The sequence below is a fragment of the Klebsiella sp. ME-303 genome (genome assembly GCF_007910085.1).
Taxonomy (GTDB): Bacteria; Pseudomonadota; Gammaproteobacteria; order Enterobacterales; family Enterobacteriaceae; genus Klebsiella; species Klebsiella michiganensis.
Window position 1 is genome coordinate 1 of the sequence record NZ_VOJB01000070.1, and the last position, 12,728, is coordinate 12,728.

At 56.3% G+C, this 12,728-nt stretch carries 15 protein-coding genes; 3 read left to right on the forward strand and 12 right to left on the reverse strand.

Annotated elements, in window-relative coordinates; genetic code table 11:
* The 4 genes from FQK12_RS10500 to FQK12_RS10515 all read right to left on the reverse strand — a co-directional run.
* On the reverse strand, window positions 1-617 hold a 617-nt coding region (locus FQK12_RS10500; protein ID WP_146295714.1), incomplete at its 3' end, for a carbohydrate porin.
* Between the two features lie 227 nt (window positions 618-844).
* Window positions 845-1,147 carry a PTS lactose/cellobiose transporter subunit IIA gene (locus FQK12_RS10505; RefSeq protein WP_004855598.1) on the reverse strand — a complete coding sequence of 101 codons (303 nt, stop codon included), beginning with the start codon at window positions 1,145-1,147 and terminating at the stop codon, window positions 845-847.
* Window positions 1,148-1,255: 108 nt separating this feature from the next.
* A complete protein-coding gene (locus tag FQK12_RS10510; protein WP_014227305.1) occupies window positions 1,256-2,581 on the reverse strand; it encodes a PTS sugar transporter subunit IIC in 1,326 nt (441 codons plus the stop codon).
* A gap of 11 nt (window positions 2,582-2,592) precedes the next feature.
* Window positions 2,593-2,904 (reverse strand): PTS sugar transporter subunit IIB, encoded by a 312-nt coding sequence (locus tag FQK12_RS10515; RefSeq protein ID WP_014227304.1) that lies wholly within the window; start codon window positions 2,902-2,904, stop codon window positions 2,593-2,595.
* A gap of 294 nt (window positions 2,905-3,198) precedes the next feature.
* Here FQK12_RS10515 and FQK12_RS10520 point away from each other — a divergent pair, with 294 nt between their 5' ends.
* Window positions 3,199-4,140: a LacI family DNA-binding transcriptional regulator gene (locus tag FQK12_RS10520; protein WP_014227303.1), complete on the forward strand. Its 942-nt coding sequence runs from the start codon at window positions 3,199-3,201 to the stop codon at window positions 4,138-4,140.
* Window positions 4,141-4,163: 23 nt separating this feature from the next.
* Here FQK12_RS10520 and FQK12_RS10525 read toward each other — a convergent pair whose 3' ends face one another.
* Entirely contained in the window at window positions 4,164-4,457 is a 294-nt protein-coding gene (locus FQK12_RS10525) for a YicS family protein (RefSeq protein ID WP_014227302.1), read from the reverse strand.
* Window positions 4,458-4,666: 209 nt separating this feature from the next.
* Here FQK12_RS10525 and FQK12_RS10530 point away from each other — a divergent pair, with 209 nt between their 5' ends.
* Window positions 4,667-5,656, forward strand: a complete 990-nt coding sequence (locus tag FQK12_RS10530) for an Rpn family recombination-promoting nuclease/putative transposase (protein ID WP_014227301.1) — start codon at window positions 4,667-4,669, stop codon at window positions 5,654-5,656.
* 74 nt (window positions 5,657-5,730) lie between these two features.
* Window positions 5,731-5,913 carry a hypothetical protein gene (locus tag FQK12_RS10535; protein WP_014839831.1) on the forward strand — a complete coding sequence of 61 codons (183 nt, stop codon included), beginning with the start codon at window positions 5,731-5,733 and terminating at the stop codon, window positions 5,911-5,913.
* 3 nt (window positions 5,914-5,916) lie between these two features.
* On the opposite strand, the gene FQK12_RS10540 is transcribed toward FQK12_RS10535, so the two are convergent.
* From FQK12_RS10540 to FQK12_RS10570, 7 genes are all read right to left on the reverse strand, one after another.
* The gene (locus tag FQK12_RS10540; protein ID WP_014227300.1) at window positions 5,917-6,819 is read right to left on the reverse strand and encodes an EamA family transporter; all 903 of its coding nucleotides are present in this window, start codon (window positions 6,817-6,819) and stop codon (window positions 5,917-5,919) included.
* Window positions 6,820-6,969: 150 nt separating this feature from the next.
* Window positions 6,970-7,278 (reverse strand): CcdB family protein, encoded by a 309-nt coding sequence (locus FQK12_RS10545; protein ID WP_014227299.1) that lies wholly within the window; start codon window positions 7,276-7,278, stop codon window positions 6,970-6,972.
* Window positions 7,279-7,280: 2 nt separating this feature from the next.
* A complete protein-coding gene (locus FQK12_RS10550) occupies window positions 7,281-7,517 on the reverse strand; it encodes a type II toxin-antitoxin system CcdA family antitoxin (RefSeq protein WP_014227298.1) in 237 nt (78 codons plus the stop codon).
* Window positions 7,518-7,622: 105 nt separating this feature from the next.
* Window positions 7,623-9,056: a PTS N-acetylmuramic acid transporter subunit IIBC gene (gene murP, locus FQK12_RS10555; protein WP_014227297.1), complete on the reverse strand. Its 1,434-nt coding sequence runs from the start codon at window positions 9,054-9,056 to the stop codon at window positions 7,623-7,625.
* A 24-nt stretch (window positions 9,057-9,080) separates the two neighbouring features.
* On the reverse strand, window positions 9,081-9,983 hold the full coding sequence (murQ, locus tag FQK12_RS10560; protein WP_009654080.1) for an N-acetylmuramic acid 6-phosphate etherase: 903 nt from the start codon (window positions 9,981-9,983) through the stop codon (window positions 9,081-9,083).
* A gap of 160 nt (window positions 9,984-10,143) precedes the next feature.
* The gene (locus tag FQK12_RS10565) at window positions 10,144-11,310 is read right to left on the reverse strand and encodes a multidrug effflux MFS transporter (RefSeq protein ID WP_014227296.1); all 1,167 of its coding nucleotides are present in this window, start codon (window positions 11,308-11,310) and stop codon (window positions 10,144-10,146) included.
* 50 nt (window positions 11,311-11,360) lie between these two features.
* Window positions 11,361-12,725: an efflux transporter outer membrane subunit gene (locus tag FQK12_RS10570; protein ID WP_014227295.1), complete on the reverse strand. Its 1,365-nt coding sequence runs from the start codon at window positions 12,723-12,725 to the stop codon at window positions 11,361-11,363.
* Between the last annotated feature and the right edge of the window lie 3 nt (window positions 12,726-12,728).

Here is a 12,728-nt window from a genome sequence, read left to right on the forward strand (position 1 = left end):
ATATCAAAGTTCTTCACCCCGGCGCCCTGGCCGTCGTGGTTCATCCAGAAGTAGTCGTTGATCCCCTGCTGCGGGCGCTGATGGAAGTCGCGGCCGGCCCAGATATAGGCGTTGGGGTTAGACTCCAGCACGTTGGTGACGCCGACGTAGGCTTTTTTCAGGTTAACTTCATCGCTCCAGTGGTCAAACATGACGTTGATATCCCAGATCGCGCCTTTACTGCTCTTGAAGGCTTTAGTTATCTGGAATTCGCCGCCGTTGCCTTCGTTGCCTAAACGGCCGATCGCCGAAGCGCCGTTATAGGAGCCATCCACGCCGACAAACTTCTGATCGCCGGTCTGGAACTGCGCGCCGTAGCGGGCGTAGCCGCTGAACTTCAGGCCGAAGGGGATCGCCATATCCGGCGTGGCCGCGGTGGTCTGCGGGTTGGTGATAACATCCACTTTTTTATCAGCCGCGGCGTCGATTTTCGCCTGGCGTTCGGCCAGGGCTTTATCGACGGCTTTCGCCACAATGGCGTCGATCTGTTCCTGAGTAAATTCTTGTGCGAATACGGAAATTGGGCACAGCGCGGCGACGACCGCCATGGTTAATGGCAGCATTTTTACAGTTTTCATCATTATCTCGCTTTTAATAATTTATATATATCCTAAATAGTTCGAGTTGCAGGAAGGCGGCAAGGGAGTGAATCCCGATGAGCTTACTTTGGTAAGTGATTCGGGTAAGCGAGCGCAGCCAACGTACATGCAGCTTGAAATATGACGGATATATTTAGATAATAGCTATCCCGCCAGGATAAGCTGGTATATTTAGTTCGGGTACAGTTGCTAAATATTGATATAAATTAACGCTGGTATAAATGAATTAACTCTTCCGAAAATTCACGGGCGAGCAGTGAATTCATTAAGTGATCCTGAGCATGGACCATAATTAACGTCATCGGCTGGCGCGCTTCGCCAGCGTCCTGCTCGATAAGCCGGGTCTGCATCTGGTGCGCCCGGCGGGCATAGCCATCGGCTTCATTCAGAAGCAAGCGCGCTTCATCTATATTACCGTTGCGGGCGCAATGGAGCGCTTCAAAACATAATGAGCGTGACTGGCCCGCATTAACGATAATTTCCATTACCGCATCTTCTAATTCAATCATGATAGATCCTGAGGTCATTAACTTTATTCTTTAAATAATGCAGTGAAAGTCCCTTTTCCGCATTATTTATGCCGTCATTTTAAATATAATATTAAATATAGAGATTAATTATTGGCTGACCGTTTCGGCAACCGGCACTGCGGCTTTTGCTTTTTCAACTTCAGTTTTCATTAACGAGCGTTCATAGGCGCGCAGGAAGGGCAGGTAGATTACCGCCGACATCACCATGCAAATTAAACACATCACCACCGGGCTTAGCGTCCAGTTTGCAGCCCATGATGCGCCGATAGGCGCCGGCGTCGTCCACGGCGTCAGCGAAACGACCTGGCTGAGCCAGCCGAGGCGCGTCGCCCCGTAAGCCAGAACGGCGTTAATCATCGGCACAAAGACGAACGGGATAAACATCATCGGGTTCATGATAATCGGCGCGCCGAACAGAATCGGTTCATTGATATTAAAGAAGCTCGGTACGATACCCATTTTGCCAATGGTGCGCAGGTGGGTGACGCGGCTACGCAGCAGCAGGAACGCCAGCGGAAGCGTGGAGCCGACGCCGCCAATCAGCAGGTAGTGGTCCCAGAAACCCTGCAGATAGACATGCGGCAGAGCCGCACCGGCCGCCAGCGCTGCCTGGTTCGCCGACAGGTTGGCCATCCAGAAGGGGTTCATAATGCCGGTCACGATCAGCGAGCCGTGGATCCCGGCGAACCAGAAGATCTGGCACATCAGGACGGAAAGCAGAATCGCCGGCAGGGAGTCAGAGGCGGAAACCAGAGGCTCCAGCAGATGCATAATCGCCTGCGGCAGGATCATACCGGTCTGCGCTTCGATAAACAGATTCAGCGGATGCAGGGTCGCGATCACCACCAGCACCGGGATAAGGATTTCAAACGAACGCGCAACGCCGGTCGGCACTTCTTTCGGCAGGCGAATCGTAATGTTGTTCTGCTTTAGCCAGGCGTAAACGCGGGTGGAATAGATGGCGGTGATCAAGGCGGTAAAAATACCCTGACCAGAGAGGTACTGGGTGGAGATTTTGCCATCGGCGTACGGCGCGGCAACCAGTAAGAAAGCCATAAACGCCAGCAGACCGGACATCACCGGGTCGAGCTGGAACTGGCGTCCCAGGCTGGCGCCGATCCCCACCGAAATAAAGAACGTCATCACGCCCATGCTGAGGTTAAACGGCAGCATCAGCTGTTCGCGATACTGCTGGGAGAAGTCCAGCCAGCCGCGGGCGAAACCGTTAGTGGTATCCGGGGAAAAAGGCGGAAAGATAAATACCAGCATGAATGAGCCGATGATCATAAACGGCAATGCGGCAGTGAAACCATCGCGAATCGCGATAACGTATTTCTGCTGCCCAAGGCGTCCTGCCAGCGGGGTAATTGATTGCTCGATCGCGGCAATCATGGACTGATACAGAGAACTCATTTGCACACCTCTTAATGCGCTTCAATCAGCGACAGGGCATAATCCAGGACGTTGTCTCCCCGCTGCATTCCGTAATCCATGGCGTTAATCGGCTGGACCGGAATATTCAGGGGAGCGGCTTTCTCAGCTAAGTTTTTCAGCATGTATTTCACCTGTGGCCCAAGAAGCACCACCTGGTATTGCGGAAACTGCATGTCAAATTCGGAAACTCCGTAGGCGTCAATCTGCACCGGCAGGTTACGTTCCTTCGCGGCATCAACCATCTTTCTGACCAACAGGCTGGTGGACATTCCGGCAGAGCAGCACAGCATAATCTTGTACATCGACGATTGTCCTCAAAATGTAAAAAGTTATTGCGTGGATGATTTGATATCAGACGGAAACCGGTTTCCATTTATAAAAAACAGAACTGTGATAACCGTCAAGATCTGTCAGTCAAAGGGCGTGTTAATTAGATTTGGCTCACAAATTTTCCTAGTTTTTGCTACGATTTTCCATGAAACGGAAAATCGGTTTCCAAATAAAAAGGGAAACGGATATACTGCCGCTGGTTATTATTGAAGCGATTCAGGTTCAAGGATTTACAGGGATCGGACTGGCCCTGTCAGGGGAAAATAATGTCTACAATCAACGATGTATCACGGTTAGCTGGGGTATCTAAAGCCACAGTCTCTCGGGTGTTGAGTGGTTCGCGCGGCGTAAAGGAAGCCAGCCGACAGGCGGTATTGCAGGCGGCGGAAGCGCTTAACTACCGGCCGAATATGATCGCGCAATCTTTGCTGAGTCAGACCACCGGCTGCATCGGCGTCATTTGCGCCCAGGACAACATTAATCAAACCACCAGCTATCTCTACGCGCTGGAAAAACAGCTCAGCCAGCACCAGATGCACCTGCTGCTGCGTTTTGCCAACAGCCGCGGCAGAGTGCTCCATTCGCTGGAAGAGTTGACCTGCGGCCTCTGCGATAATGTGTTAATCATCGGCGCGCGGTTTCCGCTCAATATCGACCGGCCCGACGTAGTGCTGATTGACTGCCTGGAAAGCGACGCAACGAATAGCATTCAGTTTGACCACGCCTTTGCGGCGGAAACGGCCTGCAACTATCTGATAAGCCAGGGGCGGCGGCAGATTGCGCTGATTCATCCTCAGGCCAGCGGATTTGCTGACCAGGTTCTGCTGGGCTATAAGCACGCGCTGGAAAAGAATTTTCTGCCGTTCAATCGCAACCTGGTTTTTCTCGACAGCCATTCGCCGTCCGTGGCGGTTCAGGAACTGGTGAACAACGCAACCACCCTGAATTTTAATGCGTTATTGGTTGCCAACGAGCAGCAGGCGCAGCTGGTGGTGCCGCAGCTCCAGGCGTTTAATCGCGCGGTACCGGAAAAAGTCATGGTGTTCAGCCTGGCGGGCTCGTTACAGCTGCCCGGTATTCCGACGATTCCGGCGATTGAATATTCCATGGACGCGATGGCCAGCCAGATAGTCAACTGGCTGACCGAGAAGACGCAAATGCTCGCCAGCAGCCCGCTGCGCGGAGATTTGATCATTCCGAACCGCTAATGGTGACGTCTCCGCGCCCGGTACTAGGGCGTAGGGCACTGAATGCCGCTAATGGCCTTCTGATAAGCGGCGCTGTTGTTTTTATCCAGCGCCCGCGTCGCGCTTTGTACGGCGGTCTTATTTTCCGCTGATTCCAGCACGCGGTTAGCAAACTGCGTATCATCCAGCGCGCTGCTGGCAGGGCAATTTTTCCTCACATCTTTCACTATCTGCTGCTTTTGCTGTTCAAACTTCAGTCCGGAGAGCGGTGCGGCTGTCGCCACGCTGGAGAACATCAGGCTGGCTGCCAGCGAAAGCGCAAAACTCATTCTCTTCATCACGGATATCCTTATTTTTATTAAAGGGTTCCTCTAACTATAGACGCATTCCTGAATCAACATTTTGCGCGCTGGTTTCCATAAGAATGAGTCTGTTTCAGCCGCTGAAATTTATCTTTCGTACCGGCAAGCAAAGCCGTTGATGCGCAGGTGTTTGCGCTTTTTGGGACGGATATATTCCAGCCATTACGTTTCAGGGATGGCGGATCATGACGCAAAAAGGAACCCCCTCGACGCCGCACGATGCGGTATTTAAACAGTTTTTATCGCATCCCGAGTGCGCCAGGGATTTTATCGAGATTCATCTGCCCGCTTCGCTACGCCAGCTGTGTAATCTGCAAACGCTCAGGCTGGAGTCCGGCAGCTTTATTGAGGCAGATTTGCGTGCCAGCTACTCCGACGTGCTGTGGTCGCTGAAAACCCGCGACGGCGACGGCTATATTTACGTGGTGATTGAACACCAGAGCACGCCGGATGCGCATATGGCCTTCAGGCTGATGCGCTACGCGCTGGCGGCGATGCAGCGTCACCTGGATGCCGGGCATAAAACGCTGCCGCTGGTGGTGCCGATGCTGTTCTATCACGGCGCGAAAAGTCCCTATCCCTTCTCGCTTTGCTGGCTGGATGAGTTTACTGATACGCAGACGGCGCGAAGACTTTATGCCGCCGCTTTCCCGCTGGTGGATATTACGGTGGTTCCGGATGACGACATTATGCAGCACCGGCGCGTGGCGCTGCTGGAGCTGATTCAAAAGCATATTCGCCAGCGCGATTTACTTGGCCTGGTGGAGCGATTAGCCGAGCTGTTGGTTAAAGGTTGCGCTAATGACAGCCAACTGAAAGCGCTGTTTAATTACATGCTGCAGTGCGGCGATGCGCCTCACTTTGGTGAATTTCTTCACGAGGTCGAGCGGCGCGTTCCTCAACATAAGGAGGTACTCATGACGATTGCGGAAAGGCTACGGCAGGAAGGGAGACAAGAAGGCAAGTTGGAGGGCAAGTTGGAGGGCAAGTTGGAGGGCAAGTTGGAGGGCAAGTTAGAAGGTAAACAAGAGGGTAGACAAGAAGAAGCGTTGCGTATTGCCCGTTCACTTCTGGAGCAGGGGTTTGAGCGCGAGCTGGTACGGATGACTATTGGGCTCTCTGATGACGATCTGAATGCATTCCAGGATGCATCCCTCAAGATGGGGGAAAATTAATAAAGATTGTAGAGAGGCTACCGCTGGAAGAGATACCACAGGAGTTACAACCTGAGTATTTACTGGGATATCTGTTGGAATTATACCTGGAGTTTTATGAAGGATTTCAGGAAGGTAAACGAGAAGAGGCGTTGCGTATTGCTCGTTCATGTCTGGAACAGGGATTTGAGTGCGAGCTGGTGCAGGTGGTTTGTGAGCTGTCGGATGACGACCTGAAGATGCTGCAAACTCAGGTCGCAGCCTCTCCTGGCCGATAATCGTCAGGCCGTTTTAACCCGCCGCCGCGAATCCATGGCGATCAGCACCACCGATGAGAGAATCAGCAGCGTGCCCAGCCAGTCCGGGAGAGTAAAAGTGATGCCGAGCAGCAGCAGGGAGAGCAGGGCGCTACTCAGCGGCTCCGCGCAGCTGAGGATCCCCGCCTTCGCGCCGCCAATCTTCTGCGCGCCGTTCAGGTAGAGGCTGAAGGTCAGCGAGGTGCCGATTACCACCAGGTAGAAAAAGGCCAGCAGCAGGCCGCCGGTCACCACAAAATGGTTGCCCTGTCCGGCGTAGAACGGCAGCAGCATGGCGCCGCCGAGCAGCATGCTCCAGCCGACAATCGGCAGCGTGCCGTAGCGGGCAATCAGCGTCGAAGGATAAGTTGTATAAAAAGCGGCGGCAAACGCCGAAGCAATCCCCCAGAACAGCGCCGTGGGGGAAATCGACAGCGTCGTCGGGTTGCCGTGGGTCACCAGCAGGAAAGTGCCCGCCAGCGAGGTGGCGATGGCCGCGAGCACCAGCGGGCTGGGGCGCGTTTTGCGGGCGATGGCAAACCAGGCGACGATAATCGTCGGCGACAGAAACTGCAGCACCGTCGCGGTGGCGGCGTTGGATTGCTCGATAGTCATCAGAAAGGTGTACTGCACGGTGAGCGCGCCGAACAGCGAAAAGATCAGCAGGCTGGCGGCGTCTTTGCGGTTTTGCAGGACGCGGAAAATCTTATCGCCGTGGAAGAACGAGAGCATCAGAAGGATCAGGCCGGCGAACAGCAGGCGCGTCATGGTCAGAAACGGCGATGACATCTGGCTTTGCTGCATAATATATTGCGCGCAGACGCCCGAGCTGCCCCACAGCACGGCGGCGATCAGTACGTTCAGCATCCCTTTTTTGCTGGAGCCCATCTTTCCCTCAGGTGAAAATAATGCGAAAGCAGTATCATAGCATGAGTACGCGCGGGAAGCGGGGCAGGAAAGGGTAGTCGGAGTATTTGCGTGCCCCTTGCAGCGGAAGATCGTTGGGTTTGGCGATCTGACGCGTAAGCTTGTAGCGAGTTAGATCCCGTCGAAAAGAAAATCCATTGAAGCTTTAACGACTTCGCGCTGGTGATTCAGATTACAAACTTCTTCACCCAGAACACGATGTGGGATGCTGGCGAGTTCGTGAGTCATCACGACGTATTCTTCCCCTTCTACGGTGACAAGCGGTGTTAAACGATCGGCGCGTGGACCTTTATAGTTTTTCAGTGGAAACAGTGGAATCACGACCCGAGTATTGCGCTTGCCGATAATGTCACTCTGTACATCAAGGAGGTAAGGATACGCAGCAATTCGACCTGTATTCTTATAAACGTAATACTGCATATTTAGAACGTCCTGTATTCATCAGAGAGAAGTCCATTTTCCTCAGTTAAATTATTGAGGTAGTCGATTGCCTGGGCATTTTCTTTTTGCCAGCGGGCTATTTCGAGGCTGTGGATTTCGCTTTTTAGAGCGTTAGTCAACGTTAGAGACAGATTGATGCCGACCTCACGAGCCTGTTTGACCAGGCCTGGGTCCAGTGTCACGCTGACGTTCTGCTTATTGCGTTTTGCGGCTGGCATAGGGCATCTCCTGTGTAATCTACACGTGTAGATTACACAGAAATAAATAAACCCGCCATTCGGCGGGTTAAAAAAGATTCAATTTTTATGCGCCGGACGCGCCTCTTAGCTCAAATCAACGTTTTTACTGCCGAACAGCCAGGTCAGGGCAAAGCCGCACAGGTAAGAGACCGCCAGTCCGGCGGCATACACCGCCATTCCGGCGTAGATGCCGCTGCCGGAGGTCATCAGCGGCAGCGCCACCAGCCCGGACGGGCCAAATACCGTATTCAGGCCGACCGGTAGCCCCAGCCAGGCGATGAGCCCGAGGAAAAAACCGCCGCAGGCGCCGCCGAGGCAGGCGGTGATAAAGGGCTTCATGCGCGGTAGCGTCACGCCGTAAATCAGCGGTTCGCCGATGCCGAGAAAGCCGGGAATAATCGCCCCTTTAATCTGCGTGCGCAGCAGAGAACCGTGCTTCGCCCGCCAGAACAGCGCCAGCGCCGCACCAACCTGTCCGGCACCGGCCATGGCCAGAATCGGAAACAGCGAGTTAAACCCCTGGGCATCCACCAGCGCGAAATAGACCGGCACGAAGCCCTGATGGACGCCGAACATCACCGCCAGCAGGAACAGGCCGGCCAGTACCGCAGAGCCGAACGGGTTACCGTTAAGGTGCAGAAACAGCCATGACATCCCGGTGAACAGCCAGCCGCCGATAGGCATAATGACGGTAAAGGTGATCGCGCCCATGATCAGCAGCGTCACCGCCGAGGTGAGGATCATATCGAGGTTGGCAGGCATGATGCGGCGTACCTGTCGTTCCACCCACGCGCCGATAATCGCGGCGATAAGCACGCCGATAATATTGCCGCGCGGGTCGATACCGTGGCCGAAGAAGGTGGAAATCCCGGAATAGAAGCCGCTGGTGGCTTCCGGGTTATAGCCGAGAACAAACAGCGCAGCGATGATGGCCCCGTTGACCCCGGAGCCGCCGAAGGCTTTCTGGGCGTTATAGCCGATCAGGATGCTCAGGAAGGTAAACATCCCTTTGCTGAACACCTTCATGTAGCCGATCAGCGCCATCAATGTCGCGTTCGGATGCGCGTTTTCGAGGACAAATATCTGCTCCGCCAGGGTCGCGAACCCCAACAGCAGGCCGACGGCGATAAAGCCGGGAATAAGCGGGGTGAAGATGGTGGCGAATTTCGCGAGGAATTTTTGAATACCGCTGGTTTGCTTGCTCTTCAGCGCCTGTTTCTTTTCGGCGGCGACATCGGCCAGCGATGGCGCATCCGCCGGGGCTTCTTCCAGTAACGCATTCATCATTTCCGCCGCGCTTTGCGCCTTGCCGGGCCCAAGGACGACCTGGAACTGTTCATCGCTAACGATCACCCCCATTACGCCGTCAATCTGGCGGATGGCGGCGCTATCGGCCCGTGATTCATCGCGCAGGGTCAGGCGCAGCCGGGTCATACAGTTGCCCGCCAGCGCGACGTTCCCGGCTCCGCCAACGTGCTGCAGGATCCGCGCTATCATCTCTTTATTTATTTTTGCCATTGCAGATTACCCGTGAGTCAGCGGTCAGGAGTGGCTCAGCGCCTTGCGGATATAGCCGTTATTTTTTGCCAGCAGCGCCTGGGCATCCGCGGCGCTTAAATCAGCCAGCACCATCACAATCGCCGTTTTGCAGTGGCGATCGCAGGCTTCCAGCGCGCTCTGGGCGGTTGCGCGATCGCATTCGGTCGCTTCCATGACGATGGACACCTGGCGCTCGATAAGCTTGGCGTTGGTCGCTTCCACGTCCACCATCAGGTTGCTGTAGACCTTGCCGATGCGGATCATCGCCCCGGTAGAAATCATATTCAGCACCAGCTTCTGCGCGGTGCCCGCCTTCAGGCGCGTTGAGCCGGTCACCACTTCCGGACCCACGACCGGCGTAATGGCGACGTCCGCCAGCTGGGCCATTTCGCCGTGCGGGTTACAGCTGACGATGGCGACAAAAGCGTTCTGGCTGTGGGCATACTCCATCGCGCCGATGACGTACGGCGTGCGTCCGCTGGCGGCCAAGCCAACCAGCACGTCGCGGCTGCTAAAGTTCAGGTTCTGCAGGTCCATCGCCCCTTGCGCTTTGTTGTCTTCGACGTTCTCTACGGCGCTCAGTATGGCTTTATGGCCGCCCGCGATAATGCCCACCACCTGCTCCGGGCGGGTGCCGAAGGTCGGCGGACACTCGCTGGCATCAAGGATCCCCAGACGCCCGGAAGTGCCCGCGCCAATGTAAATCAGTCGACCACCCGCCTGCAGCGCCGCCGCGACCTTATCCACCACCTGGGCAATTTGCGGCAGATAGGGGGTGATGGCGTGAGCCACCTGCTGGTCTTCCTGGTTAATCACCGTCAGCATCTCTTCGGTGGTGAGGATATCAATGTTGGCGCTATTGGCGTTGCGGCGCTCGGTCAGCAGTTTGCTCAGGTCGATACTCATAGGAACCTCTTTATTCACGGTGGCGGGCAGTATAAGGAATTAATTATTCCTTTCCTGTGAAGGTTATCACGATTGGTGTTGAAGGAATAATAGGAGATTACAGTACTGACGGGAAAAATAGGGGTAATATAATTGGAATATTTTATTACCCCGGAGGAGGTTATGCGATGGGGCGCGGCTTTTTCAGGCCAATCAGCAGCGCGGCCAGATAGCAAAGGGTCATCGCGAAGCTCATTTTGAGCATCGTTTCGCCGCCGAGTCCGGCCAGCGGCGCGGCAATACCGCCGAACACAAACATCAGCGTGCCCATCAGGGCGGAAGCGGTGCCGGACTGGCGGGCGTGAATGGCGTTCATCGCTTCCGAGCCGGCAACGGTACTGATACCGCTCATCATGGAAACGGTAAAGAACAGGCCGACCAGCGCCAGCGTCGGCTGCGGTAGCCAGGCGAAGAGCAGGGTGATAGCGGCAAACGCCACCGCCAGCAGCTGGCCGCCGCGCAGCAGGGCTTCGGCGCTGAAGCGGCGCGCCAGGCGGGAAAAGATCAGCGCCGCGATAATCAGCCCGATACCGTTAAGGCCGAACAGCAGGCTGAACTGCATCGCGCTCATGGCATATTCGCTCTGGATAACGAACGAAGACGAGCCGATATACGAAAACAGCCCGGCCATCATAAAGGCCTGAATCAGGCAGTAGCGCATAAAGCGGCGGTTTTTCAGCACCGGCGCATCAGCCTGTTGCCGCGTAGCCGAGGCGGCGCTTTTGGCCGGCAGCGTTTCGTGCAGCACCGTCAGGCTGAGCAGCAGCAAGACAACGCCGATCGCCGCCATCGCCCAGAAGAGGATACGCCAGTCGAAGGCGGTGATGATCCAGCCGCCGAGTACCGGTGAAAGCACCGGCGCAATGCCGTTAACGGTCATCAGCAGGGCGAAAAACTGGGTCAGCAGCGTACCCTGATACCTGTCGCGGGCGATGGAGCGCGACAGCACCGAGCCGCCCGCGCCGGCGAAGCCCTGCAGAAAGCGCCAGGCGATCAGCATATGGATATCGTAGGTTATCGCGCACATCGCCGAGGAGAAGATAAACAGCAGCAGGGAGAGCGCCAGCGGCTTTTTACGGCCAATGCGGTCGCTCAGCGGGCCAAAAAACAGCTGTCCAAGGCCGAGGCCAATCAGCGCCGCGGTCAGCGAAAGCTGAGTCTGCGTGCCGGTGGCGCTGAGCTGCTGGGTGATTTCCGGCAGCGCGGGCAGATAGAAGTCGGTACACAGCGGCCCAATGGCGCTGAGCAAACCGAGAACCACGACCCAGGAGAGGGAAATTCGGGACATATCAACGGGCTCCTTGTCATCAAACCGGGCGTTGCCGCCCGGCAAAAGCGTTAGCTGGCGCCGCCTCCCAGCGACTGCCAGAGGGTAATGCGGTTTTCCAGATCCGTTTGCTGGAGGGAGATAAGCGTGGCCTGCGCCGACCACAGCGTTCGCTGGGCGGTCAGCACCGACAGATAATCTCCGACCCCGGCCTGATAGCTCTTCATCGCGATATTCAACGATTTCTGCTCCGCCGCGACGTATTTATTCTGCGCGTCCAGCTGTTCGCTGAGCGTTTCCCGGCGCGCCAGCGCGTCGGCGACATCCTTAAAGGCGCTCTGAATCGTCTTCTCATAGGTGGCGATCAGCCCCTTTTTCTCCGCTTCAGCATAGCGCAGCTGCGCCAGGTTGCTGCCGCCGGTAAACAGCGGCAGGCTGATGGACGGCGCGAATGACCACACCTGCATGCCGTGGCTGAACAGCGACGAGAGCGAGTCGCTGCCGACCCCGGCGCTGGCGGTCAGCGAGATGGACGGGAAGAAATTGGCCCGCGCCGCGCCGATATCGGCGTTAGCGCTCTTCAGATTATGCTCCGCTTCCTGGATATCCGGGCGGCGCAGTAGTACCGATGAAGAGACGCCCGCCGGCACCAGGGTGATACTCCGATCGCCAAGGCTTTCCAGCGTGCCGGGCAGCAGGCTATCCGGCACGGTTTCTCCGGCCAGCAGGTTGAGAGCGTTTTTATCCTGCGCCACCAGCGTGCGGTAGCTGGCGACGCTGGCGCGCGCCTGCTGATAAACGCTTTCGGCATCGCTCAGGTCGCCTGCCGAGGCGGTGCCGACTTCCATCTGGCGGGTGACGATGCGGCGCGAGTTCTCCGCGCTGGCCATGGTGTCCTGCGCCAGCGCCAGATTGCTGTTGTCCGCGGCGAGCGTTATCCACGCGGTGGTCAGATCGGCGATCATCGTCAGACGCGTATTCTGGGCGGTGAATTCGCTGGCAAGCCAGGTTTCCCGCGCCGCGCGCGTCAGGCTTTGGTTCTTGCCAAACAGATCCAGCTCGAAGCTGGAAACCGCGCCGTTGGCTTCCGCTGACGAGGTGAGGCCGCTGGCCACCGTTTTACTGCGGGTATGGCTCAGCTCGGCGTCGAGGGTCGGAAACAGCGAGGCGCGGGTTTCGCCAAACTGGGCGCGCGCGGCTTCGATATCGGCCAGCGCTTTCTGCACGTCGCGGTTGCTGGTCAAGGCGATGTTCACCACTTTTTTGAGGCGAGCGTCATTCACTACCTGCTGCCAGTCGCTGACTACCGCGGTTGCCTCGCCGTGGCTACCCGGCAGGGTCGCCGGGACAGGTGCGGCCGGACGTTCATAGTGCGGGTCGAGAGAGACGCAGCCCGCCGTCAGGAGCGCAACAAAAACTAAGGTAAAACGAAACATAAC